Annotated in this window: 17 protein-coding genes and 1 pseudogene; 6 read left to right on the forward strand and 12 right to left on the reverse strand. The window is 62.3% G+C overall.

Features of this window, described 5'->3' with window-relative positions:
* Positions 1-284 precede the first annotated feature (284 nt).
* The 3 genes from AC1DVN_RS29305 to AC1DVN_RS29315 all read right to left on the reverse strand — a co-directional run bounded on the left by AC1DVN_RS29305 (position 285) and on the right by AC1DVN_RS29315 (position 5,270).
* Positions 285-2,723 (reverse strand): beta-glucosidase, encoded by a 2,439-nt coding sequence (locus tag AC1DVN_RS29305; RefSeq protein ID WP_477994651.1) that lies wholly within the window; start codon positions 2,721-2,723, stop codon positions 285-287.
* 11 nt (positions 2,724-2,734) lie between these two features.
* A complete protein-coding gene (locus tag AC1DVN_RS29310) occupies positions 2,735-4,312 on the reverse strand; it encodes a sulfatase family protein (RefSeq protein WP_477847834.1) in 1,578 nt (525 codons plus the stop codon).
* Positions 4,313-4,673: 361 nt separating this feature from the next.
* Positions 4,674-5,270 (reverse strand): TetR/AcrR family transcriptional regulator, encoded by a 597-nt coding sequence (locus AC1DVN_RS29315; protein WP_477847832.1) that lies wholly within the window; start codon positions 5,268-5,270, stop codon positions 4,674-4,676.
* A gap of 162 nt (positions 5,271-5,432) precedes the next feature.
* Here AC1DVN_RS29315 and AC1DVN_RS29320 point away from each other — a divergent pair, with 162 nt between their 5' ends.
* The 3 genes from AC1DVN_RS29320 to AC1DVN_RS29330 are packed head-to-tail and all read left to right on the forward strand — an operon-like array spanning position 5,433 to position 8,955.
* On the forward strand, positions 5,433-6,365 hold the full coding sequence (locus AC1DVN_RS29320) for an ABC transporter permease (RefSeq protein WP_477847830.1): 933 nt from the start codon (positions 5,433-5,435) through the stop codon (positions 6,363-6,365).
* A complete protein-coding gene (locus tag AC1DVN_RS29325; RefSeq protein ID WP_477847828.1) occupies positions 6,362-8,113 on the forward strand; it encodes an ATP-binding cassette domain-containing protein in 1,752 nt (583 codons plus the stop codon). The genes AC1DVN_RS29320 and AC1DVN_RS29325 overlap by 4 nt, the downstream gene beginning before the upstream one ends.
* On the forward strand, positions 8,110-8,955 hold the full coding sequence (locus tag AC1DVN_RS29330) for an ATP-binding cassette domain-containing protein (RefSeq protein WP_477847826.1): 846 nt from the start codon (positions 8,110-8,112) through the stop codon (positions 8,953-8,955). The genes AC1DVN_RS29325 and AC1DVN_RS29330 overlap by 4 nt, the downstream gene beginning before the upstream one ends.
* On the opposite strand, the gene AC1DVN_RS29335 is transcribed toward AC1DVN_RS29330, so the two are convergent.
* Complete coding sequence (locus tag AC1DVN_RS29335) at positions 8,932-10,713, reverse strand: sulfatase (protein ID WP_477847824.1); 1,782 nt, start codon at positions 10,711-10,713, stop codon at positions 8,932-8,934. The genes AC1DVN_RS29330 and AC1DVN_RS29335 overlap by 24 nt on opposite strands.
* Positions 10,714-10,890: 177 nt before the next feature.
* On the opposite strand from AC1DVN_RS29335, the gene AC1DVN_RS29340 reads away from it, so the two are divergent.
* Together AC1DVN_RS29340 and AC1DVN_RS29345 are read left to right on the forward strand one after the other, a co-directional pair.
* Positions 10,891-12,411: an ABC transporter substrate-binding protein gene (locus AC1DVN_RS29340; protein ID WP_477847822.1), complete on the forward strand. Its 1,521-nt coding sequence runs from the start codon at positions 10,891-10,893 to the stop codon at positions 12,409-12,411.
* Positions 12,412-12,617: 206 nt separating this feature from the next.
* Entirely contained in the window at positions 12,618-13,502 is an 885-nt protein-coding gene (locus AC1DVN_RS29345) for an alpha/beta hydrolase (protein ID WP_477994653.1), read from the forward strand.
* Positions 13,503-14,014: 512 nt separating this feature from the next.
* Here the strand turns inward: AC1DVN_RS29345 and AC1DVN_RS29350 are convergent.
* From AC1DVN_RS29350 to AC1DVN_RS29360, 3 genes are all read right to left on the reverse strand, one after another.
* Positions 14,015-14,920 carry an alpha/beta hydrolase gene (locus tag AC1DVN_RS29350; RefSeq protein WP_477847818.1) on the reverse strand — a complete coding sequence of 302 codons (906 nt, stop codon included), beginning with the start codon at positions 14,918-14,920 and terminating at the stop codon, positions 14,015-14,017.
* A 183-nt stretch (positions 14,921-15,103) separates the two neighbouring features.
* Positions 15,104-16,330, reverse strand: a complete 1,227-nt coding sequence (locus AC1DVN_RS29355) for a M20 metallopeptidase family protein (protein WP_477847816.1) — start codon at positions 16,328-16,330, stop codon at positions 15,104-15,106.
* Entirely contained in the window at positions 16,327-17,694 is a 1,368-nt protein-coding gene (locus tag AC1DVN_RS29360; protein ID WP_477847814.1) for an MFS transporter, read from the reverse strand. Before AC1DVN_RS29360 ends, AC1DVN_RS29355 begins: the two co-directional genes overlap by 4 nt.
* A 112-nt stretch (positions 17,695-17,806) precedes the next feature.
* Here AC1DVN_RS29360 and AC1DVN_RS29365 point away from each other — a divergent pair, with 112 nt between their 5' ends.
* Entirely contained in the window at positions 17,807-18,835 is a 1,029-nt protein-coding gene (locus AC1DVN_RS29365) for an Lrp/AsnC family transcriptional regulator (protein ID WP_477847812.1), read from the forward strand.
* Between the two features lie 431 nt (positions 18,836-19,266).
* Here the strand turns inward: AC1DVN_RS29365 and AC1DVN_RS29370 are convergent, their stop codons facing one another.
* From AC1DVN_RS29370 to AC1DVN_RS29390, 5 genes and pseudogenes are all read right to left on the reverse strand, one after another.
* Positions 19,267-19,620, reverse strand: coding sequence for a DUF202 domain-containing protein (locus AC1DVN_RS29370; protein WP_477847810.1), 354 nt, complete (start codon positions 19,618-19,620; stop codon positions 19,267-19,269).
* Entirely contained in the window at positions 19,617-20,006 is a 390-nt protein-coding gene (locus tag AC1DVN_RS29375; RefSeq protein WP_477847808.1) for a YidH family protein, read from the reverse strand. The genes AC1DVN_RS29370 and AC1DVN_RS29375 overlap by 4 nt, the downstream gene beginning before the upstream one ends.
* A gap of 181 nt (positions 20,007-20,187) precedes the next feature.
* Positions 20,188-20,823 (reverse strand): PadR family transcriptional regulator, encoded by a 636-nt coding sequence (locus AC1DVN_RS29380; RefSeq protein WP_477847806.1) that lies wholly within the window; start codon positions 20,821-20,823, stop codon positions 20,188-20,190.
* A 47-nt stretch (positions 20,824-20,870) separates the two neighbouring features.
* Positions 20,871-21,842: a formylglycine-generating enzyme family protein gene (locus AC1DVN_RS29385; RefSeq protein WP_477847804.1), complete on the reverse strand. Its 972-nt coding sequence runs from the start codon at positions 21,840-21,842 to the stop codon at positions 20,871-20,873.
* A gap of 222 nt (positions 21,843-22,064) precedes the next feature.
* Positions 22,065-22,158: pseudogene (locus tag AC1DVN_RS29390) on the reverse strand (polyphosphate--glucose phosphotransferase); the annotation flags it as partial.

Below are 22,158 nucleotides of genomic sequence, written 5' to 3' on the forward strand. Positions count from 1 at the left end.
TACGGTCGACTTCCGGCGTGAGCAGTGCAGTGTGGTGTCCGTATTGCCGAGAAGGCGGTCTCCCTCGCATTTGCAGTAGCCGGCCGTCTTCCTGCCCGCCGTCGTGGGAAGGTGACAGCGTGCAGGTTGTTCGCCGATGTAACGCTCGTGCAGTCTGTTTCGAGTCGTTCTCGGGGGTGACCGGGCTGTTGCTCAGCTGTGTGTTGCGGCATACGTTGCGCTGTCGCCGGACTCGGGCATTCGATGTGAGCTCGGGTTCTTGTTCGAATGGGGGTGCCTGGTGTTCAGGACGAGCAGTGTGCGCGGTGAACAACGGAGGTGCGGCAGTCGGAGACGTCAAATCCGGCCGAGAGATGGAAGTCTCCGGCTTCGGTTTGCCAGCCGGCATCCCAATGCTGGAAAGCTCGGCGCGTGAGCGTTATTCGTGTGGTGGTTGTCTCGCCGGCGGCGAGTACGCCGTCGGCGAACCCCACAAGCCAACGTATGGGGCGATCAATGGTCGTCTTCGGTCGGTGTGCGTAGATTTGGGCGACGAATTTTCCTGTGCGATCGCCGGTGTTTCGTACCGTGACATCGACGGCGTGGCCTGTGACCGCACTCATGCGGTCGATTTCGAAGCTGGTGTAGGAGAGTCCGAATCCGAAGGGGTAGGCCGGGGTTCGGTTCTGGCGCAGCCATCCGCGGTATCCGACGTGGACCCCTTCGCTGTAGTCGACGACCCCCTCCTTTGGGGTGGTGTCGAGGACAGGTACGTCCTCTTCCGATGCCGGCCAGGTGGTGGGGAGCCGCCCGCCGGGCTCGGATGCGCCTGAGAGTATCTCTGCGACTGCGTTTCCGATCTGCTCCCCTCCGAACCACGTCAGAAGGATCGCTGAGACATCGTCTTTCCATGGCATGACGATGGGCGCGCCTGCGTTGACGACGACGATCGTGCGCGGATTGACTGCCGCGACGGCAGTGACCAAATCGTCTTGATCTCCAGGAAGTCTCAGCGACGATCGATCCCACCCTTCGCTTTCCCCGTTCGAGTCCGTGCCGACGATGACGATCGCGACGTCCGAGGCTGCGGCGAGGGCGACGGCGTCGTCGTGCAGATCGCCGTCATCAGCGTCGCGTTCGCGCCCGATGTTGAGTGCGGCAATACCTACGGCGAACATGGGTCCGGCGTAGGTGACCGTGATGTCGATGGGGACGCCGGCTACGACCTCGATGTCCGCTGTGGCGGCGGGCGGCTCGAGTAGCGCGGCTCCGAGGTCGGTACCGATGGGCGCTAGTTCGGTGTCGAGAACGGTGCGGTTTTCGGCGCTGACGTGCAGTTTTCCGACGCAGGAGGCTTGGAATCGGAGTACGCCGGTGTCGGTGGGAAGGTACTGGGTGCGTACGCGCAGGGAGGTCGCGTCGACTGGTGCATTCCCGAACCACACCAGTCGGCAGCTCGTGCGCCGTTCGGAGCGGACGAGTTCGCCGTCGTGGTCGATGAACTCGACACGCAAGCCCGGGTCGCCGCTGGCAGGGTCGGTCAGGGAGTCGGGATCGAGTGGGATGAGCGTGTCGGGTTCGGCGATGCCCATGCTGTGCCTGACGGTGCTCACCGGGAATGCTCGCCGCAGCGCTCGGAGAGGCGCGCTGATTGTTTCCGGCAGTACTGTCGCGCTGCCACCGCCTTGAGTTCGGGGTTCGACTGCGTGGCGGCCGATCACGGCGATGGTTCCGACGGCAGCGGGGAGGGGCAGCAGTCCGTTGTTGGCGAGCAGCACTGAACCTTCGATGGAGAGTTCTTTGGTGGCCACCGTGACCGACTCCGGTACCGCAGGTGTGTCAGTGGGTGTGTCGCGGATATCGAAAGCGCCGACCCGGAAGGCGAGACGAATCAAGCGCCGGACTTTGTCGTCGATCGTGGCTTCGGAGACCTTTCCGTCGTGGACAGCGGCGAGAAGTTGCTCGCCCCAGAAACCGAAAGGGCCTGGCATGGCGAGGTCTTGGCCGGATTGCGCCGAGGCGACGGTCGATCGCACACCGGTCCAGTCCGAGACGACGACCCCGTCGAATTCCCATCCTGTCTTCAACGGTGCAGTCAGCAACGGGTGTTCGGACATGGTGGTGCCGTTGACCGAGTTGTAGGCGGACATGATCGACCAGGCTCCGCCGTCGACGACGGGACCTTCGAAGGCAGCGAGGTACACCTCGCGCAGAGTGCGTTCGTCGATGCGGGAACTGGCGGTGAAGCGCTCGGTTTCGTATTCGTTGCCGACGTAATGCTTGGGGCATGCCGCGATGCCTTCCGCCTGGAGAGCGCGGACGTATTCGGTGGCAAGTGCGGACGTCAGTTGTGGGTCTTCGGAGAGAGATTCGAAGTGGCGACCGCCGAGCGGTGACCGGTGGAGGTTGATGGTGGGGCCGAGAACGACATCTACTCCCTTGCGGTGCGCTTCGGCCGCCAGGAGTGCGCCGTATCGTGCGGCAGCTCGGCGGCTCCAGGTGGCTCCGAGTGCTGAACCGGAGGGGAAGTTCGCCGACGGGTCGCGCTCGTCCCAGTGCTGCCCTCGAACGCCGGCCGGGCCGTCGGACATCACGATCGGACGCAACCCCGCTGAGGGGACCGGCCAGGTGGTCCAGAAGTCGCGGCCGGTGAGGAGCTTGATCTTGGTCTCGAGATCCAGGGTCGCCAGGACGCTGTCGATTTCGGCGTCACCGGGAACCGTGCGTGCGTGCGTTGCAGTCATGGTCTTTCCTCTCAGCTGGCGTTGTGTGTGCTGCGCTCGGCCCGGGCGAGAGCGAGCTGATAGTTCTTGATGAAGATTTCGGCGAGCCGCGGCGGCGCTTCGGTGTGTGATGCGACGGGCACGACAAAGTCCGGGCGACGAATTTGTTCGGCGAGATGGTCGGCGAGGTGACTTCGCCCGGTCGCGCGCAGATGTTCGATGTAACGCTGGGGATCGTTGTAGTGCGTGGGTCCTGTTTGCAGGGACGTCTGCATGGGGTCGGGTAGGCAACCGGGACGCCCGGCGTACTCGTCCCACCATTGCTGGAGGAGGCTTCGCATGTGTGCGGCGAGTTCGGGTTGCTCGTCGAGGATGTCTGTCGTCTGATGCGGATCGGCGCTCATGTCGAACAATTGCTCCCATTCGGCGCGGAATGCCCCGGGATGGTAAGTGCGGGTGTAGAGATGGGTTTTGGTTCGAACGGAACGCTGGTAGGTATGGGCGCCGTGACCGAGGACGAGGTATTCGCGTGATTCGATCTCGGATCCGCGGATCGCGGCCGCGAACGACGTCCCCTGCCATCCGGCCGGCTGCTCCGCACCGATCAGCTCGGCGATGGTGGGCGCGTAGTCGATGTTGTAGAGCAGTGCGTCGTTGCGTCTCTGCTCGGGTGTGAGGTCGTCGGTCACGCCGGGCCAGTAGACGATCAACGGAATTCGGTGGGTCGATTCGTTGGCGAGACCATGCTCTGCGTAGGAGCCGTTCTCGCCGAAGGATTCGCCGTGATCGGCGCTGACGACGATCGCGGTGGAATCCGCTATGCCCAGACGTTCGAGTTCGTCCATGAGCAGGCCGAGATGGTGGTCCCAGTACATGACGGCGCCGTCGAAGCCGTTGATCAGGTGCTCGAAATCAGCACGGGTTTCAATGGCATCGGGCATGCTCGGGCTCGGGCTCGTCTGAGGGAAGTAGGCGTAGTGCAGATCGAGCGCGCTGTGCGGTCCGTAGATCTCGCGATGGGCTTCGATCGTGGCCTGATCCGGCCACGCCGGCGCAGGCCCTGCCGCCGCAGCCTTTTCGGTCCACTCGTAAGGCTGCGAGTACGGAGTGTGCGGGTCCCAGTAGGTCAAGTGCAGATACCAGTCTTCCTGGTCTGCGTGCCGTTGGATCCAGTCGATACCGACGGCGTTGATCTCGTGCGCCTGCTCGTCTCGAGTATTGCCGGTCGCCCGGATCGCTTCGCGGAAACTTCCGGTGAAGTGGTTGGCACGGTGTCGTTCGCCGAACATCGACACCACAGCGGGAAGGTGGTCGTGACATTCGAGCAGCTGGCCCAACAACGGTCGATCCGGTTCGGTCCCGTGCCCGGAGTCGAGCCGGAATCGGGCACCTTCACCGAAGTGACTCACCACGCCGTTGGTAATGCCGAACTGACCCGAAATCAGAGCTGTGCGAGACGGCAGGCACGGTGAGTCGGAGCAGTAGTACCTGTCGAAGGTCACGCCTTTGTCGGCCAGCCGCTGGAGATTGGGAGTCGTGTCTCTGTCGTATCCGTACGGCGTGGTGTGGTCGGCGCGCAGGGTGTCGACATCGAGATAGAGGATTCGCATGAACAGGTTGCTCCAGTCTTGTCATTGGTGGCGCACCGCAGCGGAGGTGCACGTCGTCAGGATGTCGAAGTGGCCGTATGAACCTGCGCAGCAACAGATTCGGAAAGATCAGGACACTTCGAACAGCGACCGCGGAGACCACGAACATTGCGCCGTACCGGCTTGTCGACGGACACGGCAACAGGTTTTCCGCATATGCGAATCACGCGAACGTGCCGATCGCGTGCCTCGCTCGACTGCGGTGCACAACTGTCAACACGACTGTGATCGCAGTCATACGAGGAGCATACCTACTGAGTACTTGGTAGGTAGGTTTACGGTCACAAAACCAAGAAAGACTGCTCTGCGAGGTGGGCCGGGACTAGGTGTTCGTGAGATCTCTTCGGAGCATGTCGACCATGGCCTGCATGGGGGCGACCATGTCGAAGTCCGGATCGAGAAGCCATTGGTTCTCGAGCCCTTCGAAGGTCGCGATGATCAGCGAGGCAACTTGGGCGGCGTCGACATCTTCTCGTGCGGTCCCCAGTTCCGCGCTTCGGAGGGCGGCAGATTCGAAAATGTTTCGGACGGCCTGTCGACGCTGTCGCGCCCAATCGGAGGCGTCGGATTCGAGCGCGCAGACGTGTGCGAGTCGAACGACGGTCATGCGGTGGCTGTTTGCCCGAACCACCTCGGGGAGAAGGTCGAGCACTGCCATGAGATCGCCGCCCGCGTGGTCCAATCCTTGGGCCAGCAGTTGGAGGTCCTCGACGTCCCTGGATCCGAGGACGGCGGCAAGAAGGCGCTTCTTGCTGGGGAAATGATGAAGCAAGCCGGCCTGGGAGAGTCCCGCAGCTCGTGCCACCGCTGCGAGTGAGGTGCGCCGGAACCCGTGTTCGGCGAAGTGCTCGGTGGCGGCAGTGAGGATGTTGGCGCGCGCGGTTTCTCCTGCGAGGCGTGCAACTTCGGTGGTTCCCATAGTCGAAGGATAGGGGACTTCCCTCAGGCATACCGTCTACTCGGTCGGTTCCGTGTGGCGAGCCGAGGGCATTGCTACCGAGTACTCGGTCGGCTAGCCTGATGGGGATTTGTGACAAGGGCCACAACATTCTGCTGGAAGGCGGCTCGAGAAGTGTTATTGATGATCTTGCGGCGCGCGGGGGTGGGGATTCTCATGGTGGCCGTCGTGGCCACCGTCTCCTTCTTCCTCACGTTCTCCGGAGCGAGCGATGCGGCACGTGCAGTCGTAGGGCAGGACGCGACACAGGAGGTGGTCGATGCCAAGGCCCACGAACTCGGGTTGGACCGGCCGGTGCTCGCCCAGTACGCGGATTGGGTCTCCCACGCACTGACAGGAAACCTCGGGACCTCGTTCTTCGACAGCACCTCGGTCACCGAGAAGATCCTGCAATGGCTACCGGTGACCTTGTCGATCGTGGTGATTGCAATGTTGATCATCGGCGTGTTCAGTGCCGTGCTCGGCGTAGTGGCAGCCGTGCGGCGCGGGTGGTTGGACCGAGCGATTCAATTCGTCTCGATCGGTGGCCACTCACTTCCCGGATATTGGGTCGCAGTGGTGCTGGTGGCGTGGTTGTCCGTGGGCTTGCATCTCTTCCCGGCTACCGGCTACACACCGATCGGAGTGTCGGTCTCGGCATGGGCATGGTCGATCACGCTGCCGGTGTTGGCGCTGTCGATCAGCGGCATTGCTTCGGCCGCACAACAGGCACGCGGCGCGATGATCGACACCTTGCGCAAGGACTACATCCGGACCCTCCGGTCTCGGGGGCTCTCGGAGAGATCGGTGCTCTACAAGCATGCGCTGCGCAACGCCGCGCAACCGTGGCTGACGATCCTCGCGTTGCAGTTCATCGGACTTCTGGGCGGGGCTGTCGTCATCGAGCGCGTGTTCGCACTTCCCGGGCTGGGAACGCTGGCTGTCGACTCGACCATCCAAGGAGATCGTCCGGTCGTGATGGGGATCGTGGTGTTTTCCTCGGTGATGGTCGTCGTGGTCAACCTCTTCGTCGATGTCATCCAAGTGATCCTCAACCCGAAGGTGCGTGTGCGATGAGCATTGATCCAGTGGTGACGGGGGACCGTCCCGTCGTGCATCGTGGAGCCTGGCGCCGCGCGCTCAGCGAACCGATGACCATCATAGGCCTGGCAGTGCTGACCGGAGTGCTGTTCGTGGCAGTGTTCGCCAATCTCCTGATGCCGGCGGATCCCTCACACTCGGACCTGACCTCCGTGCTCGCCGACCCAGGAAGCAGTGGCCACCTCCTCGGCACGGACTCCGCCGGACGAGACGTCTTGTCCCGCTTGATCTCAGGCACACGGATCACCCTGCTCGGCGCGGCCCTGACCCTGTTTGTCGCGGTCGTGATCGGCCTGCCGGGAGGTTTGGTTGCCGGCTATTTCGGCCGCCGATGGGACATATCGTTGTCTTTCGTCGCCGACGTCCTCATGTCGCTGCCCGCCATTCTCGTTCTGTTGGCCTTGATCACAGCTATCGGACCGAACTTGGCGGTCACGATGTGCCTGCTCGGAGTGATGATCTCCCCGAGCCTGTTTCGGATGGTGCGCGCCACCGTGATCGGCGTCAAAGACGAACTCTACGTCGACGCCGCCCGCGTCTCCGGACTCAGTGACTCACGCATCATCGCGCGCCATATTCTCCGCGCAGTCATGGGACCGACGATCGTGATGTTGTCGATCCTCGCCGGCGTGGCGATCTCGGTGCAATCCGGACTCGAATTCCTCGGGCTCGGGGATCCGACCCAGCCGACCTGGGGCGTGATGCTGAGTGATGCGCTCGCATCGATTTCCCGACAACCGTGGGGCATCGTGTGGCCAGGCCTGGCGATCACACTGACCGTCGCCGGGTTCATCCTCGTGGGCAACGGAATCCGCGACTCGGTGCAACCCAGCGGTGCCCTACCGATCCGTAAACCTGCGCCCCACACCTCGACCCCCGAACAGAAAAGTATTGCGGCGCTGGAAGTACGAGGATTGACCGTCGCCTACGGAGCCGCGCGAGGTGAAGACCGCGAGGTCGTGCGCGAAGTGTCCTTCGCGGTCGAACGCGGTCGAACACTCGGATTGATCGGAGAATCCGGATCGGGAAAATCGCAGACGTCGTTCGCTATTCTCGGGCTCCTCGGTGAAGGCGGCGCAGTCGTCGGTGGACAGATTTGGGTCGGGGGACAGGAAATCGGCCACCTGAGAGGCCGCGCCCGGCGACGGCTTCTAGGGCGCGCAATCGCCTACGTTCCACAAGAACCGATGAGCAACCTCGACCCCTCCTTCACCGTCGAACGACAACTCACCGAACCCATGCGCGCTGCGGGCATGAACGACAAGGATGCCACGGCCAAGGCCGCATCTTTGCTCCTGCGCGTCGGAATCCGCGACACCGAGCGTGTCCTGGGTTCATATCCCCACCAACTGTCCGGAGGTATGGCTCAACGCGTGCTGATCGCCGGTGCGATCTCCACCGAACCGGACGTGCTGATCGCGGACGAACCCACCACGGCGCTCGATGTCACCGTCCAAGCAGAAATTTTGGATCTCCTGCGCGACCTGCAACTCGAACTCGGAATGGCACTTGTGCTCGTCACCCACGATCTCGGAGTCGTCGCCGACATCTGCGACGACGTCGTAGTGATGCGCAACGGCGAAGTGATAGAAACAGCCACCTTGGAGGATTTCTTCGCCGGTCCCACACACGAGTACTCACGCCAACTCCTTGCATCGAGCCGCGAAGACGAACTTCGTGCACCCAGAAACTCCAGCGAGCAAATTATCGAGGTAGCCGAATGACCCTGCTCGAAGTAAACGAACTCACTGTCACCTACCCCAAACGCTCCCGAACAGGGGCGGTCATGCGCGCGGTCGAGGAGGTCTCGTTCAGCATCGAGCGCGGCGAGACTCTGGGGCTCGTAGGCGAATCCGGTTCGGGGAAAACAACAATCGGACGGGCGCTGCTCGGCCTGGCACCGGTGAGTTCGGGCAGAATCCGTTTCGATGGCCAGGACCGAACGTCGCTGTCACGCCGGCAACAACGCGCCCTCGCAACCCAGGTGCAGGTGATCTTCCAAGACCCCTACACCTCGCTCAACCCTGCCCTGACGATTTCCGACACCCTCTGCGAGCCGCTCCTGGTTGCCGGAGTGACCAAATCAGCGGCGCGAGAGCAAGTTCGGGAGCTGATGGACGCCGTCGGGTTGCCGAGGGACGCAGCGCAGCGATATCCCAGCGAATTTTCCGGTGGGCAGCGCCAACGCGTGGCGATAGCTCGTGCGTTGGCCCTGAGCCCTCAATTGATCGTGTGCGACGAGCCGACCTCGGCGCTCGATCTGGCCACGCAGGTGCGTGTTCTGGACCTGTTGTCCGAGATTCAGGACCGCACTGGGATTGCCTATTTGTTCATCTCTCATGACCTGGCTGTGGTTCGCCGGATCAGTCACCGCGTAGCGGTCCTGAGGGGTGGGCGTTTGATCGAGGAAGGTACGACCGCGCAAGTCACACAAGAGCCTCGCGAAAAATACACTCGCGAACTGCTCCTTGCCGCTCCGATCGCTGATCCGGTGCGCCAGCGCCAGCGCCGGGCAGAGCGTTCGGCGCTGGCGCTGAGCGAGCTACGTGGTCAGAGCGGAGCGTAGCTCGCGATCGATCGCGAGGAGCCCGTCCATGTCCTGAGATCCGGTGAAACCGTTGAGTTCGACGATGCCGGCACCGATGAGGCGTTCGCGCATCATCGGTGCCAATCCCGAAATGAACGGGAAATGGCTTTCGACGACGGCGGCAGTGGGCGCGTGGGCGAGCAATTCGCTCAGCTGAGCGTGAGCTACCGGTGCGTCCGGTGCGAAGTCGTCCTTCATCGGGACGCTCGCGGTGCTTCGCACTACCGCATTCCACTGCGCGGAGATCAACACATGCTCGGCAGTGACCGGACCTGTCGGCGGCAGACCGAGGCGTTCGTACTGCTCTGCGGGTGCTTCACTCTCGCGCATGAGTTCGACCATCAACTCGATCATCGTCATTTCGAGCTCGTCGTCATCACGCAAGGGGCGCTGCTGCTGTGGGTCGAGTTCGAGGTCGTAGAGCAGTGTTCCGAAGCGGAAAGGATTGCCGACCGTCCACGCCGGAGTGCGGAGCACCGGGATGCCGCGGGTGAACGGGAACCCCTCGACAAGTTCGGCCGCGCGCAGCTCTTCTGCAGAGAAGTGCCCACGCATATGTGTGGGCATGAGTGTGTACTCGTGGAGCGGTGAGTTCTCCGGTCGTACGCACGAACGCATGTAGACGTACCGCCCGTCCGTGACGTTGACGTGCCCACCCGCGACCCCGAACAGAGCGCCCTTACGGATCGGGGCGTCCTCGGTGATCACCGCCGACAGAGAGTGTCCCTGCATGCGGTCCGTGGGCGGGCAATCGAACACATCCAACAGTGTCGGGCCGAGATCGACCGTCTGCACCAAGGCTTCTCGGCTCGATCCGCGCTCACCGGAGCGGGGATCCCAGACGAACAGGGGGGTGTGGATCGTCTCGTCGTAGAACGGCTGCACGGTCTTGCCCCACCAGCCGTGCTCTCCCAGAAGGAACCCGTGGTCGGTGCACACGATCAGGGCAGTGTCGGACCACAAGTCGTGCTCGTCGAATGCGGCGAGCACACGTTGCACCGAGCGGTCACATTGCGCGAGAAGGGCGAGGTAAGAGCGGCGGAGTCGCTCTTGCTCGTTCATTGATTCGGTCACCCGGCGGTACTGGGGCCAGTCGAAGATCGGTTCGGACGTGTCGACCCCGGCGATCGCGAGGTATTCGGGATAGGTGAAGAAGGGTTCGTGAGGATCGAAGCACTCGATCTGGAGCATCCACGAGTCCGCGTGAGCATTCACGGCGATGAACTCGAGACCCGAATCGACAGTCGCGGTCTGCGAATGCGTGTCCTCGGTCGGCATGTAGGTCCGATTGATCCAATCCTGTCGTGCCACAGTCGTTGTGGGGTTGAGGTTCGCAGGCGGGGCGGGTGGATCGACGACGCCCTTCCATCGGTCGCCTTCCTGGCCTCGAAAGAGCTCGTAGGTGTCGAACCGGTTGTGATAGGTGGCGCCGCCGTCTTCCCAGTAGTGGTAGTGGTCGGTCGAGAGGTGCGTGTGGATTCCGGCCGCGCTGAGGATCGACGGGACCGAATCGTCGAAGGGTTCGAGTGGGCCCCAGGAGCGGTGCAGGAAGTTGTGTCGCCCGGTATGCATCTCCCGGCGAGCGGGCATGCACGGCATGCTGCCGGCGTAACAGTTGTCGAAGCGCACGCTGTGTTCGGCGAGGCGGTCGAAACCCGGTGTAGGGATGTCGGTTCCGCCGTAGGGCCCCAGATAGCGTCTGCACAATGTGTCGAACATCAGGACGACAGCTCTCATTGCGTTTCCTTCGTTTGTCGTGAGGTCGGGGGAGTGGGAGAACTCTTCTTGCCGGATATCTATCGATGACAATAGGCCCGAAAGGGCTTGCCGACCGAGTACTCAGTCAGTAGGCTACTGCTTCAGTGTGATCCCCGCCATAGTGGCGGAAGCGGATCCATTCGACGAGGAGAGTCCATGCCACGAACTTGGTCCCGGCTGTGTGTTGCCGCGGTCGCCGTTGCCCTTGCAGTGACAGGGTGTAGCAGCGGAGGAGCGACGAGCCAGACATCGGACACCCTGACCATTGCCTCGCTCACCCCGAAAACATCGTTCGACACAGACAGCAACCTCCTCGGCAACGACGTCGTGTATTGGGAACCGGTATTCGATACGCTGCTGCGCTTCGGCAAGGACAAGAATCTCGAACCCGACCTCGCCACATCGTGGTCGTACAACGCCGAAGAGACCGAACTCACCGTCAATCTGCGCACGGGTGTGAAGTTCAGCGACGGAACGCCTTTCGACGCAGAAGCTGTCAAGGTGAACCTCGATCACTCACGTTCGACCCCGAGCATGGCCGCACAAGAACTGGCCGCAGTAACCGACGTCACGGTCATCTCGCCCGAGCAGGTAATACTCAAACTACGCGCCCGAGACCCTGCGCTGCTGCCCAGTCTCGCCCTGGTAGGCGGGCTGATGGCCTCACCGAAGTCCATAGCTGCCGGCACGCTGGCAAAGGAACCGGTGGGCACAGGACCGTACATCTATGACGCGGGCAATTCCGGTGTCGACCGTCAGTCCTACATACGCAACCCCGAGCACTGGAACAAGGACGCATACCCGTACGACAAGGTCGTCGTCAGGTCGATGTCCGAATTGACACCTCGCCTCAACGCCATCAAAAACGGCGAAATCAGCGCCACACAACTCTCTCCTGCCAGCAGTGACGACGCACGTGGCGCCGGACTGAGCCTGTACGAACGGGAAGTCAACTGGTCCGGCTTCGTCATCGCCGACAGGCAGGGTTCTTCGGTTCCTGCGCTAGGCGACGTCCGAGTCCGGCAGGCACTGAACTACGCACTCGGACGGGACGAACTCGTCGAGGGACTCATGCTCGGCGCGGGCACGGCAACCACCCAGATATTCGCCGAGGACAGTGCCGCCTACGATCCCGATCTGGACACTCGCTACCCCCACGACCCGGCCAAAGCCAAAGCACTACTCAGCGAGGCCGGATACCCCAATGGGCTCGATCTGACCGTTCCCGACTGGTTCTCCGCATCCCAACCGGGCCTGGCGCCGGCGTTGTCCCAGCAGCTGTCGGAAGCAGGAATCAACGTGACCTGGGAAAAAATCCCCCCCAGTAAGACCATCCCCGAACTCTCGTCCGGAAAGTACCCGATCTTCTACATGCAGCTCGGCTCCCGCACCGCGTGGGAGGACATCGGCCAATCCGTACTACCTTCCGCGACGTGGAATCCGATGGGCGCTCGCAGTGAACAGCTCGACGCTCTACTCGTAAAAGCCCGCAGCGTGACAGGCGATGCCTACGACACGGCGCTGCGCGAGATCGACACATGGCTCGTCGACAACGCCTGGTTCGCACCGGTAGCACGGTCGAGCCTCGTCTTCGCCACCCGCGACAACGTCGGTGTCGACGAAGACCTGTGGGGCGTCATGGTCAACCCTTCCCTTCGTGCATACACCCAGAAATAAGTTTCCAGAAAACGCGTCACCGTCTCGCAGCAGCGCGCACTTTGATTTCGCGCCGCGCTGCTGCCAGAAGCCTCCCCGTGCCGGACCCCCGGGTGCCTGGCACGGAGAGCATCGGCGAACAGGCTGCCTGAAATCGCGCAGCCACACCCCGCCCACCTGCCGGGCGCGTAGCCGAAAACTCTTGTACAGGAACAGAAAGGGCTTCCATGCTCGACGGAACAACCAAAGCGGGACTGTGCTCGTCCATCGTCACCAAAGTCGGTGCCACCGCCGTGGCGGTGCTCTTGTCTACAGGGATCGCTTCGGCGAGCGTGCCCGTCCCTCAAACACCGTCGACACCGCCAGGGGAACCGACCTACACGGAAACGAGTTACCCCACCGACCACGGCCCCCAAGCCATGACCGTCTACCGTCCCGCCGGCCCTGTGGCATCGCATGGCCCTGCGATCGTGATGGTCCACGGGGGTGCATGGGTGCGCGGCTCTCGCGCCCTGCTCGACGACCAAGCGCGGCAGGCCGCTGCCGCTGGTTTCGTCGTCTTCAATGTCGACTACGAGTTGTCGGCTCCGCGGAATCCCCGTCAGGTCGAGGACGTGAAGTCGGCCATCGACCACATCCACGCACACGCGGATGCCTTCGGAATTGACGCAGATCGGATCGGCGGCTTGGGAACCTCGGCCGGGGCGCATCTACTCATGCAGGCAGTCACCGCGGGGCAGGCTCCGCTCAAGGCAGTCGTGGGCTGGTCTGGACCCTACGATCTCACCGGCCAGGGGAGCGCCCCGAACACAGCACTCGCACTCGGCGCAGCGGAGATCTATCTGGGATGCCTCCCTCATATCAACCTGTGCAACGATTTGGCCACCGAAGCCTCACCGATCACTCACGTCGCACCGGGGCAGGCGTCCACACTTTTGTTGAACTCCTCCAACGAACTGATCCCGCTCGATCAGATGACCAGATTCGCAGACCGCCTGCGGTCGGTAGGGACCCTCGTCGAGACACGAGAGCTTCCAGGGTCCCGGCACGCGGTCGCATATTCTGCCGAGGCCATCGGTCCCACGCTGGAATTCCTTGCACTCCACCTGTGATTCGTCGGAGCACAGGTGAGCATGGGCTCGGAACATAGACCGGCAGTTGCGATGCCGGCCGGCGACGGTGACATCGACTACTGCCGCAGCATCGCGACTGGATGGAACCGACGAGGAATCGATATGTCACGGCTGGAGGCAATTCCGGCTGCGGGAGGTGTCAGGGTCTTCGATGAGGGAGACCCGGCGATGGTCTGCAGCCGGAATTGTCGCTGTCCGTTGACCTGAACTCGAACTCGGAGAAAATGTCGTCAAACCCGCGGCCCGCGGAAATACTTCGCAACATGAACCAGCCGCGCACCGCAATCGCGGCCCTCGGCCGAGCAGAGCGGCCTGAACGCCAGGTCCGTCATGCGATGCGAACTGTGGCCGAACCGATGGTGTCCAGGGGGCATGCGCGAAAGCGATGAGCGGGACGTCGCTTATCGAGCGGGGGTGAGGTGGCTCGATTTCGCGGCAGCAACTGATGCAGCCACCGCTTGCCCCGCACCCGCGCCGGCCCCTCGACGGATCTACCGACGAAAGCAACGCGTCCCCGAGACCGACAGCGATTCGACTATGCGCCGCCTCGCGAGCCTGCCTTCAGGAACTGGTGCCAGCACGTACACGTGGATCCCGTCCTCCACCACGTGGACAGTGATGGGGTTCCCCTCCTTGGTCGCCAGGTCGCGTAGGCGCACTACATCGGGGTAGACAATGTCGTGCGTACCCACGAACACCTCGATCGGAGGCAGGTTGTGCAACGGGCCGTTAATCGGACTCAACTCGGCTGATTCGAGTGCTGTGCCGTTCGCCCATGCGCGAGCGAAGTCCGCCAACGGTGTTCGATTGAGCCAAGGGTCCTTGTGTTCCATCGCGGCTATGTCCGGGTTGGACAGCGTGACGTCCAACCACGGTGACAGCAGAAGGAGGCGGGCCGGCTGGGCGAGACCGGACTCGGGCAAGGATTGCGCTACTGCCAGCGCTAAACCTCCCCCTGCCGAATCGCCTATGACAGTAATTCGTGTCGCGTCGAATTCGCTGAGGAGATCACGGTATACGGATGTCAGGAACTTTGCGCCGGCGTGGTGATCGTGTGTGGGCGCCAGCCCATAGATGGGCACCTCGACTCGGCAGCCCGAGTCGACCAGCTCCCCGATGAACGACCAGTGAGGGGCGAGTATTTCGTTGACGTACGAGCCTCCGTGGACGTAGACCACAGCCTGAGTCGAATGTGTCGTCCGCGGTTCGAGGCTGTAGCAATCGAAACCATGGACCGTGCGCCTCGTCACTCGGAATCGTGTGTGGAAGCGACGGGGAGGAGCGGGATCGCCTTTCGGTGCAGCGAGATGCTTGAGTGCGTCCGCAGAGGTCGTCAACTTCGGTTTGCGTCGGTGTCGAAGGTAGATCGACAACAATGTCATTCTCGTGCTTGCCATCTCGGTCTACTCTCCATTATCGGCAGTACTGTGCGGAATCCGTTTGTCTCGGATCGGAGACGCGTCCCCGTAGGCCGCTCGCCCTCGCAGCGACCCGTGCCTTGCAGCGTTGGCGCTCTCCTCGGCCGGGGCGAGACACAGAAACTGGCCTTCAAGGTGTTCGAGGATCAGCTGGGAAACTCTCTAATCTTGCTGCGCGAGTATCTGTAGACGGCGAGCGGCTAGTTCGGCGTACACAGCGGCACCGTCGGCGAGTACCGCATCGTCGAAAACGGCGTTCGCAGAGTGGTTGTTGGGCGCGGTTGACCAGTCGCGATCGCTCGGGGTAGCCCCGAGGCCGATGAACGCTCCCGGAACGACGTCGAGTACTCGCGAGAAGTCCTCCGAGCCGGCAGCCGGTGTCGGAGCCCAACCCACTCTTTCCTCACCGAGTACCTCTCCCACGGTCTGAACGGCGAATTCAGCCTCGGTTGCATCGTTGACTGTGACCGGGTAGCACTCCTGATAGTCGACCTCGACATCAACGCCATGTGCGGCGGCCACTCCGCGACAGACTTGATCGAATCCGTCTTTGATCGCGCTGCGGGTGGATGCGGAGAAAGTGCGCACAGTGGCCTCGAAGACTGCTGCTTCGGGGATCACGTTGTGTTGGGTGCCCGCGTGGAACGCTCCAACGGTGACGACGACTGGGTCGAAGACGTCGTATGTCCGAGTGATGTGCATCTGTAACGAGGTGATCATTTCGCAAGCTGCAGCGATGGGATCTTTGGCCCGGTGCGGTGACGATCCGTGTCCGCCCGCTCCGGTGACGGTGACGGTGACGGTGTCAGAGGCAGCCAGGAAGGGGCCACGTCGTGTCAAGAAGGTGCCGGCGGGAAAACCCGAGGACATCACATGCAGACCGTATGCGGTATCAACGCGAGTCCCTGCGATGTCGAGGACTCCCTCGGTGATCATCGCGGCCGCGCCGTCGTAGCCTTCCTCGCCGGGCTGAAACATGAAGACCACATCGCCCGCGAGGTGTTCTCGACGAGCGCTGAGCAAATGTGCTGCACCGGTAAGCATGCTGGTGTGCAAGTCGTGACCGCACGCATGCATTTTTCCGTCGAACCGGGACCTGTATTCGAGGTTCGTGAGCTCGTGCACAGGTAAGGCGTCCATGTCTGCACGTAGCAGGACGGTGCTACCGGGACGTGCACCGCGTAGGACGGCGGTCACTGACGACAACTGTGTTCCTCGAGTGATCTCGAGCGGGAGGCCTTGCAGAGCCCCGAGAACTTTCTCCTGGGTGCGAGGCAGGTCAAGGCCGATCTCGGGCTCTGCGTGAAGACGGTGTCGTAGGGAGATGAGCTCGTCGGACATGGTTCGAGCGTCGTCGACCAAGGATGTGGTGCTGAATGTTGCGCTCATGGTTGGACCTCATCGCGGATGGGGCGGGCAAGGGCGGTGAAACCGGGAACTCGGGTGGCGACGAATGTTCCGCCGAGCCCGATCGCCGCCGCGGCAGCGACATAGTAGGGAATAAGAGCGGAGTGCCCGCGGATCGCCAGTGCTTCGGCGAGTAACGGAAAGGTTCCGCCGAACACGGAAACTGCCACCGCACCGACGATTCCCGCGCCAACGGCCCGCACGGCGACGGGGAACAACAGCCCGCTCAGCAGATTGGCGAGAGCTATTTGCGGTGCGACAAGGATTCCGAGGATTACGGCGACCATTGCAAACGGCAGGGAACCGGAAGACATGCCGTACAAGAGTGGAACTGCGGCGACGGTCAACATGAGCGCGCCACCGCGCATCACCGGGATCAAGCCGATGCGGTCGGCCAGTAGCCCCGACAACAACATTGCCGCGAGTGTGGTGACAAAAACAACCGGCATGAACGACGACGCACCGGCTTTACTTGCCGCTCCGATGTGATCGGCGAAGACGGGGAGGTACACCAGTGAGAAGTAGAACGAGACCGTGCTGCCGACGACGATGAGGAACAACGCCGCACATGCGAACGGGTGCTGGGTGAACACCGTGCGGACGGGAGGTCTCTGGGTTCCGTGCGCTTCGAGTTCTTCTTCGAATTGTTCACTCTCCGGGGCGCTTTTGCGAACCCAGATCGCTGCGAGACCGATGAGAGCGGCGGCGACGAACCCCCAGCGCCATCCACCCTCTGCCAGGCCTTCTTCACCCAGAGTGGCGTTCAGTACCGCCACAGTGGCGAACGACATCAGTGATCCGATGATGACCCCGGCATAGGAGATGCCGCTGAAGAGCGAACGCCTGCGCGGCGGTGCTGTTTCGGTGATGTACGCCGCAACGGTGGGAGCTTCGCCGCCGTAGGCCAACCCCTGGATCAAGCGGGCAACTACCACCAGGACTGCCGACCACGCTCCGATCATGGCGTGGGACGGGACTACAGCGAGGAGCAAACTTGCACCGGCAATCACCGAGATGCACAGCATGAGTCCGAATCGGCGACCTCTGCGATCGGCGAGGCGCCCGACGAGAACACTCCCGATCGGGCGGGCCAGGAAGCCTACGGCGAATCCGCCGTAGGCCATCAGGGTCGCGGTCGTGCCGACACCGGGAAACAGTTGATCGGCGAAGAAGGGCGCGAGCACTGCGTACATGCTCCAGTCGTACGACTCGACCACGGAACCGACTGTCGCCGCGCTGAGTGCTCGCCGACTCGTTCGTGCCTTACTCGGCTGGTGTCCTCGCCGACCGGACGGCACCGCTGCTGGTGGAACTGTCGCCGTTATGTGCCCGTCGGGAAGCGGCATCTGAGGTCCCTTCGTGGAATGTGGAACTGATGAGATGCGACACTAGGGATCGGAAACATAAGATCCGCCAATATGCGAGAAATGGAAAGAACCAAGGAGTTCAAAACCTCATATGGAAAGTCTGAGTGAGAACGAGATGCGGGTGCTCAATGCTGTTCAGTTGGCGCCGCGTGCTTCGTGGGCCCAACTGGGACAAGCACTCGACCTCGATGCCGCAACTGTGGCCAGGCGGTGGTCCAGACTGGTTTCAGCCGGCTCTGCGTGGCTTTCGGCCTATCCCGGGCCCGGGGCGGGACACCGTCTCAATGTCTCGTTCATCGAGGTGAACTGCGTCACGAACAAGGTATTGAGCGTCGCTGAGGCTTTGGCGACGGATCCTCGCGTTGTCACAATCGAGCACGTCACCGGCTCTCGCGATCTCGTGCTCACCGTCGCGACTGCCGGTCTCGAAGCCTTGTCGGAGTTCTTGCTGCACGGCATCTCGCAGATCGCGGGCGTATCGTCCACCCAGACACAGCCCGGTACCCGCATCTTTGTCGAAGGCGGTGACTGGCAGCTCCGCTCCCTTGACATCGGCGAACAGGGCCGTATAGAACGCAACCGACCCAGGACAACCGATGCCCCGGCACTCGTCTCGGACCGTAGCTATCGCGAACTGCTGGGACTACTCGCCGAAGACGCACGGATGGGCGTCAGTGAACTAGCCGACAGGCTCGGCGTCAGCCGCCCGACTGCTCGCCGCAGAATCGAAGGAGTACTGGCCCGCCGCGAGATCGTCGTGCGCTGTGACGTCCCACATGGCCTCACACGATGGCCGGTATCGGCCACACTCTGGGCAGACGTACCGCCCGAACAGCACGCCGATGTAGCGCGAACATTGTCAGACCTTCCCGAGACCCGACTGACCGTCGGTCTGACCGGCGGCGCGGCCAACCTCATGATCTCACTGTGGATGAGAGGACTTGAAGACTTGCAACGACTCGAAACGATTCTCGCTGAACGAGTTCCAGGGATACGAATCGTAGAGCGCGCAGTGGCCCTCCGGCACATCAAGCGTGTGGGCGCACTGCTCGGCCCCCACGGTCGGGCAATCGGTCATGTCCCGGTCGACCCATGGTTCGGCGTGCTCGACCCTCTCTGAGCCGTTCAGCCAAACCCGGGCGGCGGCCCGGGGGGCCTGCAAGGAGATCACAGACACACGTCGGCGATTCGGCCAGCGGCGGCGGGAACTGGTCGAGACAGCGAGTTGCGTCAGCGCTCCATCGTGACCGACGACCGACCCTCGATGCCGTGTAGCGAAAGAATCAAAATGAGGTCGACTCTCTTCCACAGTGGTCCGAGGCCGACTGTGGAAACGAAAAGCAAGACGAAGAACGGAATACCAATCCTCGAAAATGCAAACCAGAGTGATCCGGCAAAGGCAAAGGATGACGCGGCACAACCGCCGCAGGTGTACTCCGGGCGCGCAACTCACCGGTGCCACGTCGGCGATCGCGGATAGAAATTTACAGATGGACCTCCGGCGCTGTGGTTCTGCATGTCACACCAGGTCAGGCCCGATCGGCGTACCGGTCACGCAGTTCGAGCGCTCAGAAGGTGAACCAACTCGAACAGACACATTCCGATCATGACAACAGAGACCGCGATCGGCAGGCGCGCATCCGGGAGATTGCCTCGACGCACCCGCCCCTGCGCTTGAGGTGTTCCGAGCGCATACGTCATGTGCCGATACCTGTTGTGAGATAAGAGAATAAGTACCAGTACCGGACCCAGGGCTGCTGCCGTCACCCCAGCGGCAACCCATGAAAGATGAGGAGTGGTGATGCGCGAAATGGCGAGCGCGCACGCCAATATTGCCGCTGCAGTGCGTTGCCACGAGAGGGCAGTGCGCTCGACTTGCGCGCCATGATCCCCAGAGAGATTCACGGGATGCGCCCCGCGATGGCCAAAGCCAGCAAGAGCACCGCAATTCCTCCCACAATGACTGTCACCGCGACAGCGGTCAGTGGGGCGGCGAGAGGCAGCATTCGCCTGAGCGCTCGTTCATTCCTCCACCACCTGAGCACGCCTCCCACGGCGCACAACAGTCCCAAGCTCACCGAACCGAGTGCGAGCAACGAGCTGTGCCCTGCGGTAACGATGTCGTCAAGGGCATCGAGCGCCACACCGAGAGCGAGAAAAGCCAACGAGGTGCGGATCCACGCGAGAAGAGTGCGCTCGTTGGCGAGACTGAAGCGCGGATCGGGCTCGCTTCCAACGGAATAGAGTTTCGTCGGCCAGCGACGATCGGTATCGTCGGGGTCTGAGGTCATGCCAGCTTCCTTGCGCGTACGACGTCGATTCACGACTGAGTTGATTCAATTGATGCAATATGTGCGCCCACCCGAGATCGAGGGGTTGATGGTCTTCATGGCCGTGAGATCGGCGCCCGAAGCCTGAAAGATCGGCGAGAAACCCTGCGCGAGGAGCTCCAACGAACAGCAAAACCCAGGACTAGGGGCGCGCCTTCTGTACAGGCGAATCGACCGAATCGCCTTGCCCTCGGTAGGGAACCGAGCTGACCGTGCCCTTCGCTTCTCTCTCGAACTTCGCGAGAGAGAGTTGGAGCCACGCGATGTAACTCGCGGTTGCCATGTACCCGTGTTCGTGAGCAGTGGTGTGCAACTCGTGTACCCAGGACGCGTCGATTCCAGAGGCGGGCTCAAGCTTCATCTCCACGACGGCTTGCCAACCTGGGGATGTGGCCTGGGCGATGCGAAAATCCAACTCGGTGCGGATCAGTTCGATGGCGACGTCCGGGCCCAGTTGGCCCGCGAACAGAAGACGAAGTTTGAAATCTGGATCGGAGGGCCGTGGTGACGGTGTGTAGGGCGATCGCGCCCAGTCGAGTAGGGCCGTGTGCCCGGTGTCGGTGAGCCGATAGACCTTGGCATCGGGCTTGCCGTCTCGTAGGTCTACCTCGAATTCGACCCAGCCTTTGTCGATGAGTTTGGGCATCGTCCGATAGATGTGCGGCAGTTGGACTCCGTATCCGAGATACTGTCCGGGGCCGTCCATCCACTTACGGATGTCGTAGCCGGACAACGGACTCATCGCCAGCATTCCGAGGATGACGAATTCAAGGCGCATACGGTAACCCCCGCCAGCGGTGGTGCCTGGTCTCTGATCTAGATGCGTCATTGGCGCACCATCCGGAAACCGCAATTGCCCGTAGATGATTCAGGTGTATTCGCTGAGCGAGCGGCGAGCCTGTATCGGTTGCAGTAGCTGTGGTGGCACAGGTACGAACCGCCTCTGGTGACACGCGAGGTACCGTCTCGTGGGCCAAGGGGGTTCTGTCGGGGCGAACGGCGGTAGTACGAAGGTGAGAACCAGTCGGCGCACCATTCCCACACGTTGCCGGCGACTTCGAAAAGACCGAAATCGTTCGCAGGGAACGAGCGTACCGGCGCGGTTGTCAGGAACCCGTCGGAAAGCGTGTTGGATTCAGGGAATCGACCATGCCAGATATTGCATCGATCCTCGCCTGCCGGATTGAGCTCGTCACCCCAGGGATACCTCCTGCCCTTCTGTCCGCCGCGTGCTGAGAACTCCCATTCGGCCTCCGTTGGCAGCCTCCCACCAGCCCAGGAGCAGTAGGCAGCGGCATCGTGCCACGAGACGTGCACGACAGGATGGTCCCCGAGGCCGCCCTCCGCCCAGTGAGAACGGCTCCCGCCGGGATGAGCCCAGTCCGCCCCGCGAACATCAATCCACCACGGAGCCCCCGGAGATCTACCGAGCATGTCGGACACGGGTGCGTTCACTGCCAGATGAAAAACGGCTGAGGACCCGAAATGCTCAGCGTCGGTGACGAAACCGGTATCCGACACGAATTCCGCGAACTCGGTGTTTGTCACCGTCGTCGCTGTTATCGCAAAGGGCGCGACTTCAACGCGGTGCACAGGCCGTTCGCCGTCGGTGCGATATCCCTCATCGAACGGATCTCCCATGAGAAATTCGCCACCAGTAAGTTCGACGTACTCGCGTGCGTCATGCGCGTCTTCACGGGCCTGACGCTGCTCGGGCTGGGCTCCCAATCGAATTTCGCTGCTGGTCGTATCGGAGCGATGCGGCGATGTACGGCTCGGCGAGCAACAGTGTTCCATGAGTGAGGTTGTCCTCTCGCGATATGTACCTAAATCATATCGTAGTCACTTGCAACCCTGTTCAAACTCGTTCGTCTATCCACTCATGGATACTAAAGCACATAATGGTCAGCTGGGGCTTGTCTTCTAACTGTCCATGAATGTGACCGCTTTGCCGAGGCCACCGAACTGTGCCGCGCGGCGTCTCCACGTCAGTGGTCGGAGGAAAGGGTCTGTGAGGTGCTATCGACTCGCTGTGAGTGCAGCTCCGGCGATTCCCGCGGTGTTGAGGAGGGTGGCGGGGACGACCTTCGTGCGGTTGGTCAGGTGCGGAATC

Source organism: Rhodococcus sp. P4_E4 (genome assembly GCF_056401575.1).